Here is a 14,959-nt window from a genome sequence, read left to right on the forward strand (position 1 = left end):
ACTGAAGTTGATGAGCAGGCCGGGGCCGCTTTTGGGCCGGCAATCCGCAGCGTTGAACGAAGCGAGGAAGCCAGGAGAGCCCGCAGGATGCGGGCGAAAGGCGGAGCCGGGACATGGAAGTCCCGTCTCCGCCGGTCCGTCAGGCAGACGAACGAAGTGAAGGAACCGCGCTAGCGGCGCGAGGACCGCCGGCCCAAAAGTGGCACCGGCCAGCGCCCTCATCACTGGCTTAACTAACATGTATTACGCAATAAATTGCGCCGCCACAAAAATGCCTAAAATGCGCGGCGGAAAGTCAGGTTGAAACGGAAAGCGCCTGCCTGCGGATGAATGCCAGGTTTGAGCGGCAGAATGCCGTGATAACGCAGGCGCGATGGCCCGCCCCACACCACGATATCGCCATGTTCCAGCAGCACGCGCTGGGTAGCATCGCCGCGTTCGAAACCGCCGAACTGGAATACCGCAGGCAATCCCAGCGAAACCGACACAATCGGCTGGCGCAGATCCTTCTCATCTTTATCCTGATGCAGCGTCAGTTTTGCGCCGGGTTCATAGCGGTTAATCAGGCAGGCATCCGGGTTGAAACCGCCAAAGCCCGCTTCGCGCGCGGTTTGCTGCGCCAACTCGCGGAACAGCGCGGGCATCGGCGGCCAATGGTGTCCGCTGTTGCTGTCTTGCTCGGTATATTGATAGCCGCGCGAATCGGTGGACCAGCCAAAATCACCACAGTTGGTCATCGCCACCGACATGCGATGGCCGCCGGGCGTGATGCGATGGGCAAAGGGATTTTTCGCGGCGATGTCGTGAATCGCCCCCAGCAGCGCATCGGCCTGTTCGCGAGCGCGACGTCGCAGAATCACCGCGCCATCCGCCAGCGGTTCCTGCCACGGCGCTTCGTCACTAAATAAATCCAGCATGTGCGCCTCCTTATTGAGATGCCTGATCGATGAGGAAGGTTTTAAACTGCGGCGACATCCAGTGAGTAAAACCGTCGCCCTGCTTGCTGATCAAATAGACCGCCAGATGCTCTTTCACCGCTAACGCTTTAGCGCGTTCGCTGCCGAGCACCATCAAACCGGTATCCCAGCCATCCGCTTCCAGCGCGGTGGTGGCTATCACCGTTGCCGACACCAGCTTGTGCTTAATCGGTCTTCCGGTAGTCGGATCGATGACGTGCGAAATGCGTTTGCCATCCAGTTCATAATAGTTGCGATAGCTGCCGGAGGTGCTAATGCCGTGCCCTTGCAGATCGACGCGCGCTTCCACCGCGTTTTCGCGATCGGTGGGTTTTTGGATCGCCACGCGCCACGGCTGCTGATTGGCATTGACGCCACGGCTCAATACTGCGCCGCCCACTGAAACCAGATAATCAGTGATGCCTTGCTGCTCCATCAGACGCGCCAGATGATCGGTGGCATAGCCTTCGCCCATGGTGGAGAGATCGACATACAAGCCGGGCAGATCTTTCTGCAGCCATTGACCGTCCACGCCCTGAATCACGCGCAGATGCTGCAAGCCGGTCAGCGCTTTAGCGGCAGCGATTTCTGCCTCGCTGGGGGTATGCGCCGGTTGCTTCGTCGGGCCAAAACCCCACAGATTGACCAGCGGGCCCACGGTGATATCCATCGCACCCGACGTTTTATGCCCGATTCGCAGCGCTTCAGTGACGATGTCCGCCATGTCAGCGCTTACCGGCTGCGGTGCGTTGCCTTGATACTGATTAAAGTGCGACAGCACCGAATCGCTTTTCCACGTCGAGAGTTCGCCGTCATCGCGATCCAGCTGTTGCTGGATCAGCTGTTGCAACGCCGCTTTACGCTGCGGATCAACGCCGGCGACGCTGACGCGCCACACGGTGCCCATGGTTTTGCCTTCAAGCACCATCGCGGGTTGGCTGCTGTTTTTTTCGCAACCGCTGAGTCCTAATGCCAGCAGGCTAATTAGCAGAATGTTCTGAAAACGCATCAATTCCTCATCTGTAACCCATTACTACAGCCAATTACAAAGCATAACTCGCTTGTAAAGCAGTCTAAAGCTGCTTGATGTTCGATAAACGCTGACACAGGATAACTGGTTCCTGCAACGTTATGCCTACAGGAGCATCAGATGATTTATATGATTATTGCCGTAACCGCCGGGCTGTTTATTTATGGCAGTTTCAAATGTTGGCAGACGTACCGCCATCGCCTGATTCAGCACTATCCTGCACGCCGACGTTAAATTATTGCACCAGAAAATCACCCTTCTGCACCGCTTCAGCGCTGGCGCAGTGTAGCAAAGTCGCTGCAAGCCGCGTGGCGTTGAGAGCGGTGCGCTGGCATGAATGCTGCATTGTTGAAGATGAGTTGAACTTCAGCGAGGTGCAGAATGGAAAATAGCAAAACACAAAACAGTAAATGGCAGCACTGGCTGAGCTTCTCGGCCTTTACGCTGGCGGGTGTCGCGATGGAAGGCAGCCTGAGCACCATCACCAACCCGCCGCCGCAACCGGCGCCCAAAGCCAAAAAATGGCGCGGTATGCAGTAACCGCTACAGTCCCAACTCACTCAGGCCCGGATGATCGTCCGGGCGCGTGCCGGCTGGCCAGTAGAACAGACGCTGATCTGCGCTGATCGGCAGATCGTTGATGCAGGCGAATCGCTGAATCATCAAACCATCGGCACCAAAGTACCAGTTCTCATTGCCATAGCTGCGAAACCAGTTACCGCTGTCATCATGCCATTCATAGGCAAAGCGCACCGCCAGCTTATCTTCATGCCACGCCCATAACTCTTTGATCAGTCGATAATCCAACTCTTTTATCCACTTACGTTGCAGGAAAGTCACGACTTCTGCGCGTCCATTGACGAATTCACTGCGATTGCGCCAGCGCGTATCTTCGCTGTACACCCGCGAAACACGCTGCGCATCGCAGCTGTTCCAGGCATCTTCCGCCATGCGGACTTTCTGTAATGCGGTTTGTTGATTGAACGGTGGCACCAGCATGTTATTTCCCCCTATTATGTAGACAGGTCTGTCTACTTGATTCATCCTGCCGTATGTAGACAATTCTGTCTACATACAAACGCAGGAATTTTTATGCTTGAGCCTCTGATCTTTGATGCCACCGCCTCCGCGCGCGATCGTATCTTGCTATGCGCGCAGCAGCTGTTTTACCAACAAGGCATTCGCGCCACCGGCGTGGATAAGGTGATTGCGCAAGCGGGCGTGACCAAAGTGACTTTCTATCGTCACTTTCCGGCGAAGAATGCGCTGGTGCTGGCGTTTTTACAGCAGCGCCATCAGCGCTGGATGCTGGCGTTTCGCCATGCGCTGAATCCACATGCGGCATTGATCGATGCGCTGCCCGCGGCGTTACTGAGCTGGTTCAGGGATGACGATTATCGCGGCTGTGCGTTTATCAATACCGCTGCGGAGCTGGGCGACACGTTAGCAGAAGCCAGCGAACTGATTCGTCAACATAAGCGTGAGATGGCGCAGGCGATCAGCGACAAGTTGATGCCCGATCAGCAGGTCAAAACGGCGCAGATTGTGTTGCTGGTTGAGGGCGCGATTGTGCAGGTACAGATTGGCGAGGAGGCGGAACGGGTGGTCGACGTGCTGCGTGCCGCGCTGGATGCGCTGCTGAAAACGGGAGCGTGACCGGCAAGTCACGCTCCATCACCCTTAGAACTGGTAAACCAAGCCCAGTGCTACGACGTCATCGGTATTGATACCGGCTGCGTCGGTGAAGTTGTTGTCGTCCAGCAGGTTGATCTGGTAATCAACGTAGGTCGACATGTTTTTGTTGAAGTAGTAAGTTGCGCCTACATCAATGTATTTCTTCAGGTTCTGGCTGCCGTAACCTTCGATGTCAGAGCCGCGAGAAGAGACAAACGCCAGAGATGGACGCAGGCCGAAGTCGAACTGGTACTGTGCCACCAATTCCCAGTTATCCGCTTTGTTGGCGTAACCGTAAACGGTGCCGCTATCGCTGGCGCCGAAACGCGTCGCGTTGTATGAACGGCTGTACATTGCGGCCAGGTAAACATTGTTAGCGTCATACTTCAGCGCACCGCTGTAAGCTTCGGCTTTATCACCGCGACCCAGGATGTTGGCGGTACGTGGATTGTTACCGTTCTGGTTATTGGTACGGTCAGACTGGAACATCGCTGCACCAATACCGAAACCTGAACCCAGATCGTAAGTGGTGCTCAGGCCGTAGCCGTCACCGTTCTCGCCCAACACATCACGACCAGAGCCAGTAGATTCGGTTGGGTTATCGTTTTTGCCTTGATACTGAACCGCGAAGTTCCAGCCATCGACTAAACCGAAGAAGTTGGTATTACGATAGGTTGCGAGGCCGTTGCTGCGCTGGAACAGGAAGTTGTCCGCGCCGTAGGTATCGCCACCGAACTCTGGCAGAACGTCAGTCCATGCGCCGAGATCGTACATCACGCCGTAGTTACGGCCGTAATCGAATGAACCCGCATCACCAAATTTCAGACCGGCAAAACCAACACGCGTATAGCTGTTCGCGGTGCCTTCGCTTTCTGCGGTGTTCAGTGCAGCCTGGTATTCCCACTGGCCGTAACCGGTCAGCTGATCGGTCACCTGAGTTTCACCTTTGAAGCCAAAACGCAGGTAAGACTGGTCACCGTCTGAGCCAGAGTTATCAGAGAAATAATGCAGACCGTCCACTTTGCCGTAGAGGTCTAATTTGTTGCCATCTTTATTGTAAATTTCAGCTGCGCTTGCTGATCCTGCCACCAGCAATGCAGGAATCATCAGGGAGAGAACGCGACGTTTCATTTTTATTACCCTCTTTAATGTGCCTTTATTTTTGCCACTGCGAACTGAATGATTAAAAATTCAGCCGGCAAGCCATTGTTATTTTATGTTGGGCAATAATCTATCACGAAAATGCTACTAAATTTCCAAAACTGTTTCAGTATATTAAATAGTTATTTCAGGATGTAAATTCAGGGGAACTAATAACCAGCACAGATAGGTAAAAAATATAGCACTTTTTGACAACACATATTTTAATTGTTTAAAAACATCAAATTACATGAGTTACATTTCCGCACTGAATGACAAAACTCAAACCCATCCAGAGCATACAATTATCTCCGCTATCATCATTTATTTCATTATTACCTTCATTCACCCCGAATGTTTTGATTTACCCTAATTTCCCGCCGGACCAGATGGTCCGGCATTTTTTTGCCCGCAATTCAGACATCGCATTATATTGCGTAAAGTTAATTACACGGGTTAAATTAACCACAATAACTGCCGCGCATTATTTGTCTCTTTTCGCACATTTTGTTCAATTCATAGCCTTAAATCGGCAATGTTAATTTCGGCACGTAACAAAGATCGCTGCAATAATAGCCGGTGCATATTGTTAACGCTCACGCAGTGATTCCCTGGCTTTATTCAGCGGCTTAAGCAAATAATCCATCACGGTTTTCTGACCGGTTTTAATCTCAACATTCGCCACCATGCCGGGCATGATGGCGAATCTGCGTCCGCTTTTATTGGTCAGCTCGGCTTTTTGCGTGCGCACATAGACGCGATAGTAAAACTCGTCGTGCCGCACCTCGTCCTGCAGCGTATCAGGCGAAACGGTTTCGACTTCCCCGTGCAGATCGCCATAAATCGACGCGTCGTAGGCGGTGATCTTCACCACCGCGGGTAAACCCGGCCGGATATAGCCGATATCGCGTGGATTGATGCGCGTCTCAATCAGCAATTGATCCTCCAGCGGCACAATCTCCATCAGCTTGCCACCCGGCTCCAGCACGCCGCCCACGGTGGTGACGCGCACATCCTTCACAATGCCGCGCACCGGCGAAATCAGCGTAGTGCGCGTCAGCAGATCCTGCTTCCCTGCCGCCACCTGCAGCTGCGCATCCAGCTCACCATTGTTCTTCACCTGCTCTTCATGGGCGCGCACGTAATAATCGTTGCGCGCTTCGTCGATTTTGCCGCGCAGATCGCTAACCTGGCGACGCAGGCGAATCACATCCACCTTGCCCGCCGCGCCGCGCAGCATCAGCGGCTCCGTCACGTTGAGTTCTGCCTGCACCAGCGCAAGAGATTGCTGTAAATTGCCGATGGTCTCGACAAAATTCTGCCGCCGCGCCTGATAGAGCTGCGTTTCGCGCGCCACCAGTTCGGGATGTTGCAGGATATCGGCGCTGAACTTCAGCGGCGTGTCGCTGAGCTCGGCCTGTAAACGTTCAGAGGAGGCACGCAGCGTGCGCACCCGCGCAATCGCCTCACCAAAGTTGGTTTGAAAGCGCGTGGGATCGAGTGTTGCCAGCACCTCGCCGCGCTGCACGATATTGCCCTCGTGCACATTGAGCTGTTTGACGATGCCGCCATCAAGGCTATCAATGATCTGCGCGCGGCTGGAAGGCGTGACTTTGCCGATGCCGACCGTGACTTCGTCCAGCACCGCAAAGTACGCCCACAGCAGAAATAGCAGCAGCGCCACCACGCACAGCCAGATGATCGCCGAGGTGCGACGCTCACGCCGCGTCAGATCTTTATCCAACAGCACCACGCTCATGCCGCATCTCCTTTTTTACTGGCGGCGTGACGCAGAATCTCGTCGCGCGCGCCATCGGCCACGATGCGGCCGTTATCCATCACGATAATGCGATCAACCATGCGCAGCAGCGCGGGACGATGCGTGACCAGAACCAGCGTGCGCCCGGTGACCCATTGCGCCAGCTGACGAATCACCTGCGCTTCCAGCTGTTCATCCATCGCCGCGGTCGGTTCGTCCAGCAAAACCACCTGCGGCTGGCGCAGAATCAACCGGCTGAGCAGCACCATTTGCCGCTGGCCGCCGGACAAGCCGCGTCCGCCTTCATGAATAATGCGATCAAGGCTGGCGGCGTCCTGCTGCACCAAAGCTAACGCGCCGCTAATGCGCAGCGCCTGCAGCATCTCCTGCTCGCTGGCGTGCGGATTCCCGAGCAGCAGGTTCTGGCGCAGCGTGCCGAAAAACAGCCGCGCATCCTGCGACAGCCAGCCAAGCTGACGCCGCAGATCGACCGGATCGATGCAGGTGAGATCGACGCCGTCCACCAGCACTTTGCCCTGGCTGGCGCGCGCCTGACCGGCCAGCATCTTCAGCAGCGTCGATTTGCCCGCGCCGACTTTACCGAGAATCGCCACGCGTTCGCCGGGCGTGATCTGCAACTGCGGAATGTTGAGCACGCTATTACCGCTCTCCTCTTCGTAGCGGTAATGCACATTTTGCAGCAGATAGTGGCCGCTGAGCACCGGACAGTGCGCCAGCGTGCCGTGATCGGGTTGGTCGAGCGGCTTCTTTAACAGTTCATCCAGCCCTTTCATCGCCGATTTGGCATGCTGCCAGCGCGAAAACACCATGGTGAGCTGCATCAGCGGCGCGATGGTGCGTGATGAGAGCAAGCTGCACGCCACCAGCGTGCCGGTGGTGATCTGATTGTCGAGCACCAGATAGACGCCGAACACCAACATGCCGGCATAGGTGAGCTGCTGCACGCTAGCCGACCAACCGGTGAGGCGCGCACCCCACAAACGTTGCTGATTACTGATGGCCGCGCTAACTTCGTGCGTTTGCTCCCACTGGCGTTGAAAATAGGGTTCCGCTTGCAGCGCTTTGATGTCCTCGACGCCTTCTAAGGTTTCCACCAGCACCGCCTGACGCAGCGCGCTTTCCCGCAACCCTTCCTGCGCCAGACGCGCCATCGGGATTTGCACCAGTAAGCCAGGAATGACGATCAGCGGGATTGCCAGTAACGGAATCAGCACCAGCCAACCGCCAATCGACGCCATGATCAGCAGAAACAGCAGCACAAACGGCAAGTCGGCGGCGGCATTCACCGTGGTGGAGGTCAGCAGCTCGCGGACCTGATCAATTTCACGCAGTTGGGCAATAAAGGAGCCGGTGGAACGTGGGCGCGCTTCGTTGCGGATGTTCATCGCCCGCGCGAACAGCATGGCGGATATTTTCAGGTCGATGCGTTTGCCCATCAGATCAGAAACCTGGGTGCGCATCAGGCGAATCAGATACTCAATGGCGGCCGCCAGCACCACGCCGGCGAACAGCACCCACAACGTTGGCTGCGACTGCGCCGGAATTACCCGATCGTACACCTGCATGGAAAACAGAATGCCCGCCAGCGCCAGCACGTTGCCGACCAGCGAGGCCAGGCTGATTTCCGCGATGCGCCGCTTCATGCCACGAAAGTGATGCCAGAACCAGTGCGGCTGATAAGGCTGCACAAACTCATCGATGCGCGCATCACGCGCCCGCGCCGCCACACCAACGACGCCAACCTGTATGTCGGCCTGCATGAGCAAATCCTGCAGCTGACCTGCGCGCACCACATCGCCACTTTCACTCAGCCAGTAACGTACGCCACCGTTGCTATCCACCTCTTCTATCAACGCCACGCTGCCGTTTTCCAGCAGCAGCAATACCGGCACAATTTCCTGCCGCCAGCGCAGTTTGCTGTGCGGCACCAGCATCAAATGCAGGCCTAACAGCCGGGCTAAACGTTCTAACTGTTGCGTCGGGGCCAGATGTTGAAACCAGCGCATCTGCTGGCGAAGCGTGCTGCCGTCCGCCGGTTTACCGAAGCGTGCCGCCACGCGCAGCATCGCCGCGATGCCGTTGTCGCTGTTGAAGGATTGTGCTGTCATCCCTGTTGTCCCGTGAGCAATGAGAGTGGGCTGGCAACCGCTAGCCGATGTTGCTAGCGGTTGATGGGCGGATTACGCCAGGCTCTGAACCTGATGTTGCTGCAGATGATCGCCGAGGGTGTAACTGCTATCGCTGGCGTTGTAGTGGCTTTCCGTGGCGCGCGCATCGCTGGGTTGAGCGGCGGCGCTGTCGCCTGCGTCGACCAGTTGCGTATTCAGTGGCTCGCTGCTGACGCTGGCGGCCGCCTCATGGCTATCGATGGTCACCGGCTGCGTCGCCATCGCCACATTGCCTGCTTTGTCCTGCGCGCTGACCTTCATTTGGTAGCTGCCATCATCCAGCGGTGCCAGCTGACCCGCCAAAATGGTCAGCGCCCAGTTGCCGTCGGCTTTAACCGTGGCGGTGTAACTCTGATCGCCCAGCGTCAACGTCACAAGGCTGCCCTGATCGAGATGGCTACTGCTGCCCTGAATCAGATGCCAGCTATTCAGCTCCGCCGCATCCAGCACCCCGTCGCCAAACGGTTGATTCAGCGTAATGGTCGGCACCTGATGCGTGGCAACGTTGAACAGGTTCTCAATAATCTGCGTGTCGTGGTTGCCGTACTCATCCCAGCGCGTGGCCAGCGCCGACACTTCGCCATCCGGCAGCGCCTGCAGATCTTCGGCGCTGATGGTGACCATGCCGTTGACCGGCGTGTAGTTTTTGCCGTTGAGCGTCAGCTCCTTCACGCCTTCGAGATAGAAACTGAGATCGTGCTGCGCTTCTTGCTGATTCAGCGTGGTATCGCCGCCAATATTGATTTCGTAATAGATGTCTGGCAGTTGGGTAACCACGTTCAGTTCCAGCATTGCGTCGGTGCTGTTGCCAGCGCCATCCTGCGCATACACCCGGATTTCGCCCAATGAAATAAAGCTCGCCACTTCACTGGCCGGAATCGTTACCTGCCAGTGACCGTCGCTGCCAATCTGCGCGTGATAGACCGCATCTCCACTGCACAGCAACAGCTGCTGGCCCGGTACCACCACCGAGAGATCGCCGCTAAAGGTGAGATCGTTTTGGCTCTCTTCTTTATTGATGACGTTGTCTACTGTGACCTTATCGAAGCTGATGTGCGGCAGGCTGCTAACGTGGGTAATTAAGGTGACATCCTGCAGATAAGCGGTGGTTTTGCCGTTAGGATCGGTAGCGCTGACTTTCAGGCTGTAGACGCCATCCTGTAACGCCTGAAGATCCTGTGAAGGAATAGCGGCGGTCCATTCGCCTTTATCGTTAACGCCGCCAGAGTATTTTTTCCCGGCTAAAATCACCGTGATATGGCTGTTCGCCGGCATGTGCGTAACACTGCCGTGCACCTCCACGCCGTAAATGCCTTCTGCCACGCTGACCGCGTTATCACCGCTGATCGGATCCACCGTCAGCGTAGGCTTGATGGTTTTATCCACGTAAACCCCAAAGCCCACCTGCGTATCGGTGCTATTACCGGCTTTGTCGGTGAGGGTTAGCGTCAGCGAATAAGCACCGTCGGACAATCCGTTGAGCACCGACGGCGGCATCGAAGCATTCCAGTAACCCCATTTATTTACCGTGCTGTGCCAGACTTCGCCGTTAAAGGTCAGCGTTACGGTGGCGCCTGACTCAGATTCGGCGCGACCTCGCAGGTGAATATTCCTGCCGGATTCCCATGCGGCAATCACGCCATCTTGTGCAATAGGTTCATAAGGACGTAACGGCGCGGGCGGCGTGGTATCCACGCTGCGCGTTTGCAAAGATGATGTGTCGTCTGCCAGCGGATAAAGAGTGACCGCAGAGTGCAGAATCGCCGCTAATTGTTGTTCGGATTGACGTGAAGACATAGGTAACCTCGTTACAGGGAAGGTATTGCAACGGTCATTAAGCTTATTAATGTTTTAAGCGTACCGGTGCGCCATACAGGCCATTAATCAATGGCCCGCTTCGCCTGATGAAAACGGGTTACCCGCAGGTAACAAGGACTAAAATAAGGCACAGCAAAATTCTCCCAAAGGGGGAGAAATAATCTCGATCTCGCTATATTCCGCATCGGGAGCTGATGGGATGACTAACATATCGGTTTTACGTGGTCGCTGCCTATTGGCGAAAATCCGGAAATGCATGCTTTGCGACAGCGCCAAAAAATTGACGTCCAGGCCGCATGTGGCGCGGAATCTTTCATCAGTATACTGCATCATTCGGCAGAAAAAATTTTACTTAAGTCACTCCAGTAATGATTGGCACATGCCAGGAAAGTTCTGGAAAAGCGCAGCGATGCGTAAAAAATCGGTAATATGCCTGTTTCTGGCGTTTAATCGCTGCCATCTGATAGGGTCTGATGCGCGGTGTGACATGCGCTTTGATGCTAAACTTCGTCGCTTCACCCGCTAATGAAAACTACTCTTTATGACAGCACTGGACGCCGCGCCGCAAAATAAATTGCATCACCGTGTCAATCTTGGGACACGTATCGTTTTCCTCATCGCTGGATTGGGCATGTCCGCATGGGCACCGCTGGTGCCGTTCGCCAGCCAGCGTCTGGCATTGAGCGGCGCATCATTGGGCGGTTTGCTGCTGTGTCTGGGAATTGGCTCGCTGGCGGCGATGCCGATTACCGGCGGTTTGATTGCGCGCTTCGGTGGTCGTCGGGTGATGTTGTGCTCCACGCTGGTGGTGCTGGCGATGTTACCGCTGCTGGCGACGCTTAATGTGATGTGGCTGATGGCCGCCACTTTAATGGTATTTGGTGCCGGACTCGGCATGCTGGATGTCGCAATGAACGTGCAGGCGGTCGAAGTGGAAAAAGCCGCACGCAAGCCGATGATGTCCGGTTTCCACGGTTTCTTTAGTCTCGGCGGAATTATTGGCGCCGGCTCCGTCAGCCTGTTACTCGGCAGCGGCCTGACGCCGTTGCAAGCGGTTGGCGCGGTGATGGTGCTGATTGTGCTGCTGCTGGTGTGGAGCCTGCCGACGCTGATGACCGAACGCCTGCATCAGCCCGATCAGCCGTGGCTGGTTATTCCGCGCGGTTGGGTGGCATTCCTCGGTTTACTCTGCTTTATCCTGTTTCTTGCCGAAGGTGCGGTGCTGGATTGGGGCGCGCTGTTGCTGCTGCAAAGCCCGGAGATGAGCCCGGCGCACGCCGGTTTAGGTTATGCGGTGTTCTCGGTGGCAATGACCATTGGTCGTCTGACCGGCGATAAAGTGATTCAGCGCTTCGGCCGTTATCCGGTGATGTTGACCGGTGCGTTAGCCGCTGCCGCAGGCATGACGTTGGCGGTGTTGCTGCCGTGGCCGCAAATTGCGCTGCTGGCTTTCCTGCTGGTGGGTTTTGGCCTCGCCAATACGGTGCCGATGTTGTTCAATGCTGCCGGGAATCAACACGATATGCCGTCGAATCTGGCGATTTCGGCCATGACAACGTTAGGCTATGCAGGTATTCTTTCAGGTCCGGCTTTAATCGGATTAATTTCCCAGTGGATCAGCCTGAGTGGTGCATTTTTGCTTATCGCTCTGCTGCTGCTGGCCGTCGCTGCCAGTGCCCGACGGGTTGCGCGCTAATTCCATGATCCTGAGACACTATGCTGCCTTATAAATTTCCTCTGACATCCGGCAATGTAACGCGCTTTTTCGTGGTGTTTAACCTGGTGCTTTTTTTGGCGCTCGGTGCGATGGTGCACAACAGCGTGAATGCCTGGATGACAGAGAAGCGCTATGCGATGACCGATTTGGCGCGTGCGATGCAGAAACGCATCGATGCGTCGCGCTTCGCTACGTGGCAGATCTATGAGAACCTGGCCACCAGCGCCGCCGGTTCGTCGCCGAACAGTAATCTTCAGGAAACCCGCCTGCGCCCGGATGTCTATTATCTGGAAAAAACCCGCCGCAAAACCGAAGCACTGATTTTCGGTTCGCACGATAGCAGCACGCTGGATATGACCATGCGCATGTCCAACTATCTCGATACGCTATGGGGCGCGGAAAATCCGACCTGGTCGATGTACTTCCTCAATGGTCAGGATAACAGCCTGATTATGATCTCCACGCTGCCGCTGAAAGACATGGCGACGCGTTACAAAGAGAGTGCGATCAATTCGCTGGTTGATAGCCGCCGCGCCGAGATGCTGCAGCAGGCCAATGCGCTGGATGAGCGCGAAAGCTTCTCGCCGCTGCGTCACTTCGCCTGGCAGAACGATCACTACTTTACCCTGCGCACCACTTTCAATCAGCCGGGCCATTTAGCCACCGTGGTGGCATTTGATTTGCCGGTTAACGATCTGATTCCGCGTAATATGCCGCTGGAGAACTTCCAACTGCGTCAGGACGCGACGCAAACGTCGACCACCACCACCACCACCACCACCAGCGACGACACCAGCAGCGAAAGCACGCACGTGGCGCTGGTAAACCCGAATCTGGAGATCGCCGCCTCGCTGCCTAGCACTTCGCTGCAGCTAGTGTATCGCGTGCCGCTCACCAGCCTGGCGCTGGATACGCTGCATAATCTGATGTGGCCGCTGCTGATCAACCTTGTGCTGTTTTTACTGTCGATTGCGGGCATTACGCTGCTGCGTCAGCAATCGCTGCGCCCGAACGAGAATCAGAGCGCCGAGCTGGATTCGCTGCGCATGCTTAACGAAGAGATCGTCGCCAGTTTGCCGGTCGGCTTGCTGGTGTACGACTTCGCCACTAACCGCACGCTGCTCAGCAATAAAATCGCTGAACATCTGTTGCCGCACCTGAATCTGCAGAAAATCATCAATATGTCCGATCAACATCAGGGCGTATTGCAGGCGACCATCAATAACGAAGTGTATGAAATTCGTCACGCGCGCAGCGTGCTGTCGCCGCATACTCAGCTATTTATGATGCGCGATCAGGACCGCGAATTACTGGTAAATAAGAAGTTGCAGAAGGCGCAACAGGTGCTGGATCGTAATCACCAGATGCGTCAGCAGTTAATGCATAACCTCGGTCACGCCCTCAATGGTCCACTGCAAAGCATGGTTAAGCAACTAGTACAACTTAGTCAGCGTGACGATGACGAAAGCGTGCTCGATCTGCTCGACGAGAGCCAGGGTTTGGCGCGCCTGGTGGATGACATCGTGCTGCTTAATCGCCTGGAAGCGCATGACTGGTCGCCTGATGCCAGCGTGTTCAACCTGCAGGATATGCTGGACGAAATCGCGCTGGAAAGCCTGCCGCTGCTGCGTCGTAAAGGTTTAGCGCTGGTGGTGAATAACCATTTAGCCAATGACGAGATGCGTTTTGGCGATCGTCGTGCGCTGCGTAAAGTGCTGACCACGCTGATGCACTATTCGCTGACCACCACGCGCTGGGGCAAGATTTCGCTGGAGATCAAAACCAGTGAAGACAAGCCCAATCAGGTCTTGCTGCAGCTGGTGGATACCGGCTCCGGCTTGAGCGTCGATGAACTGGCGAATGTCGATTTCCCCTATCTCGGCGACACCACGCAAGATCGTTTTGGCCAGGCGTCCGGCATGGCATTTTTCCTCTGTAAGCAGCTGTGCAAACAGATGGGCGGCCAGCTGGAGATCATCGCTAAACCCGATATCGGCACACGCTACAATATTCAGCTGCCGCTGGCGTTAGAGCAGCAAGGCGAGCAGGAAGAGAAACTGCTGGAAGGCGTGACCGCGTTGGTGGATATCGCCGTAGAAGACGTACACAAGATCGTTTGTCGCCACCTCGAAAACTGGGGAGCGAAATGCCTGACCTCGGATGAGCGTTTAACTGGTCAGGATCATGATGTGCTGGTGACCGACGATCCGGCGCGCCTGAACGGCTGGGCGCTGCTTCTGGCCGGTGACGAAATGGGTCATCACGCGTTGAACGATCAGCAATTCCGGGTCAACTTCAATCTCAGTAATGCACTGCTTGATGCGCTGCTGGCCCTGATTGAAAAGCAACTTTCTCATGATTTGTTAGAGGAGAGTCGCGAAGATGAAGAAGCCACGCCGCTAATGAGCGGAGGCTATTTCCAGCTGTTTACCGAGACAGTACCGCCAGATGTGAAGAGACTGTATACTGAAGCGGCGGAAAAGGATTATCCCTCGCTTGCTCAGACAGCACATCGCCTGAAAGGCGTGTTTGCCATGCTCAATCTGGGTTCAGGTAAACAGCTTTGTGAAGCGTTAGAACAACACATTAAAGTATGTGACGATTTAACCATTAAAAATACCACCAGTGAAATTGACGCTTACGTCAGCCAACTGCTGCAGCAAGGTAACCAATAAG

General features: G+C 55.5%; 12 protein-coding genes. 5 read left to right on the forward strand and 7 right to left on the reverse strand.

Annotated elements, in window-relative coordinates; translation table 11 throughout:
* Positions 1–275: 275 nt before the first annotated feature.
* On the reverse strand, positions 276–917 hold the full coding sequence (alkB, locus tag PO881_RS12935) for a DNA oxidative demethylase AlkB (RefSeq protein ID WP_280171893.1): 642 nt from the start codon (positions 915–917) through the stop codon (positions 276–278).
* 10 nt (positions 918–927) lie between these two features.
* The gene (apbE, locus tag PO881_RS12940) at positions 928–1,965 is read right to left on the reverse strand and encodes an FAD:protein FMN transferase ApbE (RefSeq protein WP_280171894.1); all 1,038 of its coding nucleotides are present in this window, start codon (positions 1,963–1,965) and stop codon (positions 928–930) included.
* Between the two features lie 141 nt (positions 1,966–2,106).
* On the opposite strand from apbE, the gene PO881_RS12945 reads away from it, so the two are divergent.
* Together PO881_RS12945 and PO881_RS12950 are read left to right on the forward strand one after the other, a co-directional pair.
* Positions 2,107–2,220 (forward strand): response regulator, encoded by a 114-nt coding sequence (locus PO881_RS12945; RefSeq protein WP_192233297.1) that lies wholly within the window; start codon positions 2,107–2,109, stop codon positions 2,218–2,220.
* A gap of 147 nt (positions 2,221–2,367) precedes the next feature.
* Entirely contained in the window at positions 2,368–2,526 is a 159-nt protein-coding gene (locus PO881_RS12950) for a hypothetical protein (protein WP_280171895.1), read from the forward strand.
* A gap of 3 nt (positions 2,527–2,529) precedes the next feature.
* Here the strand turns inward: PO881_RS12950 and PO881_RS12955 are convergent, their stop codons facing one another.
* Positions 2,530–2,985: a nuclear transport factor 2 family protein gene (locus PO881_RS12955; protein ID WP_280171896.1), complete on the reverse strand. Its 456-nt coding sequence runs from the start codon at positions 2,983–2,985 to the stop codon at positions 2,530–2,532.
* A 93-nt stretch (positions 2,986–3,078) separates the two neighbouring features.
* Between PO881_RS12955 and PO881_RS12960 the strand changes: the two genes are divergently transcribed.
* Complete coding sequence (locus PO881_RS12960; protein WP_192411481.1) at positions 3,079–3,642, forward strand: TetR/AcrR family transcriptional regulator; 564 nt, start codon at positions 3,079–3,081, stop codon at positions 3,640–3,642.
* A gap of 24 nt (positions 3,643–3,666) precedes the next feature.
* Here the strand turns inward: PO881_RS12960 and ompC are convergent, their stop codons facing one another.
* The 4 genes from ompC to PO881_RS12980 all read right to left on the reverse strand — a co-directional run bounded on the left by ompC (position 3,667) and on the right by PO881_RS12980 (position 10,545).
* Positions 3,667–4,791, reverse strand: a complete 1,125-nt coding sequence (ompC, locus tag PO881_RS12965) for a porin OmpC (protein WP_101763675.1) — start codon at positions 4,789–4,791, stop codon at positions 3,667–3,669.
* A gap of 598 nt (positions 4,792–5,389) precedes the next feature.
* Positions 5,390–6,559, reverse strand: coding sequence for an HlyD family efflux transporter periplasmic adaptor subunit (locus tag PO881_RS12970; RefSeq protein WP_192411480.1), 1,170 nt, complete (start codon positions 6,557–6,559; stop codon positions 5,390–5,392).
* Positions 6,556–8,688, reverse strand: a complete 2,133-nt coding sequence (locus PO881_RS12975; RefSeq protein WP_280171897.1) for a type I secretion system permease/ATPase — start codon at positions 8,686–8,688, stop codon at positions 6,556–6,558. The genes PO881_RS12970 and PO881_RS12975 overlap by 4 nt, the downstream gene beginning before the upstream one ends.
* 72 nt (positions 8,689–8,760) lie before the next feature.
* Positions 8,761–10,545 carry an Ig-like domain-containing protein gene (locus PO881_RS12980; protein ID WP_280171898.1) on the reverse strand — a complete coding sequence of 595 codons (1,785 nt, stop codon included), beginning with the start codon at positions 10,543–10,545 and terminating at the stop codon, positions 8,761–8,763.
* Between the two features lie 562 nt (positions 10,546–11,107).
* Between PO881_RS12980 and PO881_RS12985 the strand changes: the two genes are divergently transcribed.
* Both PO881_RS12985 and rcsD read left to right on the forward strand, forming a co-directional pair.
* Entirely contained in the window at positions 11,108–12,262 is a 1,155-nt protein-coding gene (locus PO881_RS12985) for an MFS transporter (protein ID WP_280171899.1), read from the forward strand.
* Between the two features lie 23 nt (positions 12,263–12,285).
* On the forward strand, positions 12,286–14,958 hold the full coding sequence (rcsD, locus tag PO881_RS12990) for a phosphotransferase RcsD (protein ID WP_280172901.1): 2,673 nt from the start codon (positions 12,286–12,288) through the stop codon (positions 14,956–14,958).
* Position 14,959: the final 1 nt, after the last annotated feature.

It is taken from the genome of Pantoea sp. SS70, from assembly GCF_029866845.1.
Taxonomy (GTDB): Bacteria; Pseudomonadota; Gammaproteobacteria; order Enterobacterales; family Enterobacteriaceae; genus Pantoea; species Pantoea leporis.

Excerpts from the sequence above, each read along its gene's own strand:
- alkB (WP_280171893.1), bottom strand. The coding sequence starts at position 917 with ATGCTGGATTTATTTAGTGACGAAGCGCCGTGGCAGGAACCGCTGGCG.
- apbE (WP_280171894.1), bottom strand. The coding sequence starts at position 1,965 with ATGCGTTTTCAGAACATTCTGCTAATTAGCCTGCTGGCATTAGGACTC.
- PO881_RS12945 (WP_192233297.1), top strand. The coding sequence starts at position 2,107 with ATGATTTATATGATTATTGCCGTAACCGCCGGGCTGTTTATTTATGGC.
- PO881_RS12950 (WP_280171895.1), top strand. The coding sequence starts at position 2,368 with ATGGAAAATAGCAAAACACAAAACAGTAAATGGCAGCACTGGCTGAGC.
- PO881_RS12955 (WP_280171896.1), bottom strand. The coding sequence starts at position 2,985 with ATGCTGGTGCCACCGTTCAATCAACAAACCGCATTACAGAAAGTCCGC.
- PO881_RS12960 (WP_192411481.1), top strand. The coding sequence starts at position 3,079 with ATGCTTGAGCCTCTGATCTTTGATGCCACCGCCTCCGCGCGCGATCGT.
- ompC (WP_101763675.1), bottom strand. The coding sequence starts at position 4,791 with ATGAAACGTCGCGTTCTCTCCCTGATGATTCCTGCATTGCTGGTGGCA.
- PO881_RS12970 (WP_192411480.1), bottom strand. The coding sequence starts at position 6,559 with ATGAGCGTGGTGCTGTTGGATAAAGATCTGACGCGGCGTGAGCGTCGC.
- PO881_RS12975 (WP_280171897.1), bottom strand. The coding sequence starts at position 8,688 with ATGACAGCACAATCCTTCAACAGCGACAACGGCATCGCGGCGATGCTG.
- PO881_RS12980 (WP_280171898.1), bottom strand. The coding sequence starts at position 10,545 with ATGTCTTCACGTCAATCCGAACAACAATTAGCGGCGATTCTGCACTCT.
- PO881_RS12985 (WP_280171899.1), top strand. The coding sequence starts at position 11,108 with ATGACAGCACTGGACGCCGCGCCGCAAAATAAATTGCATCACCGTGTC.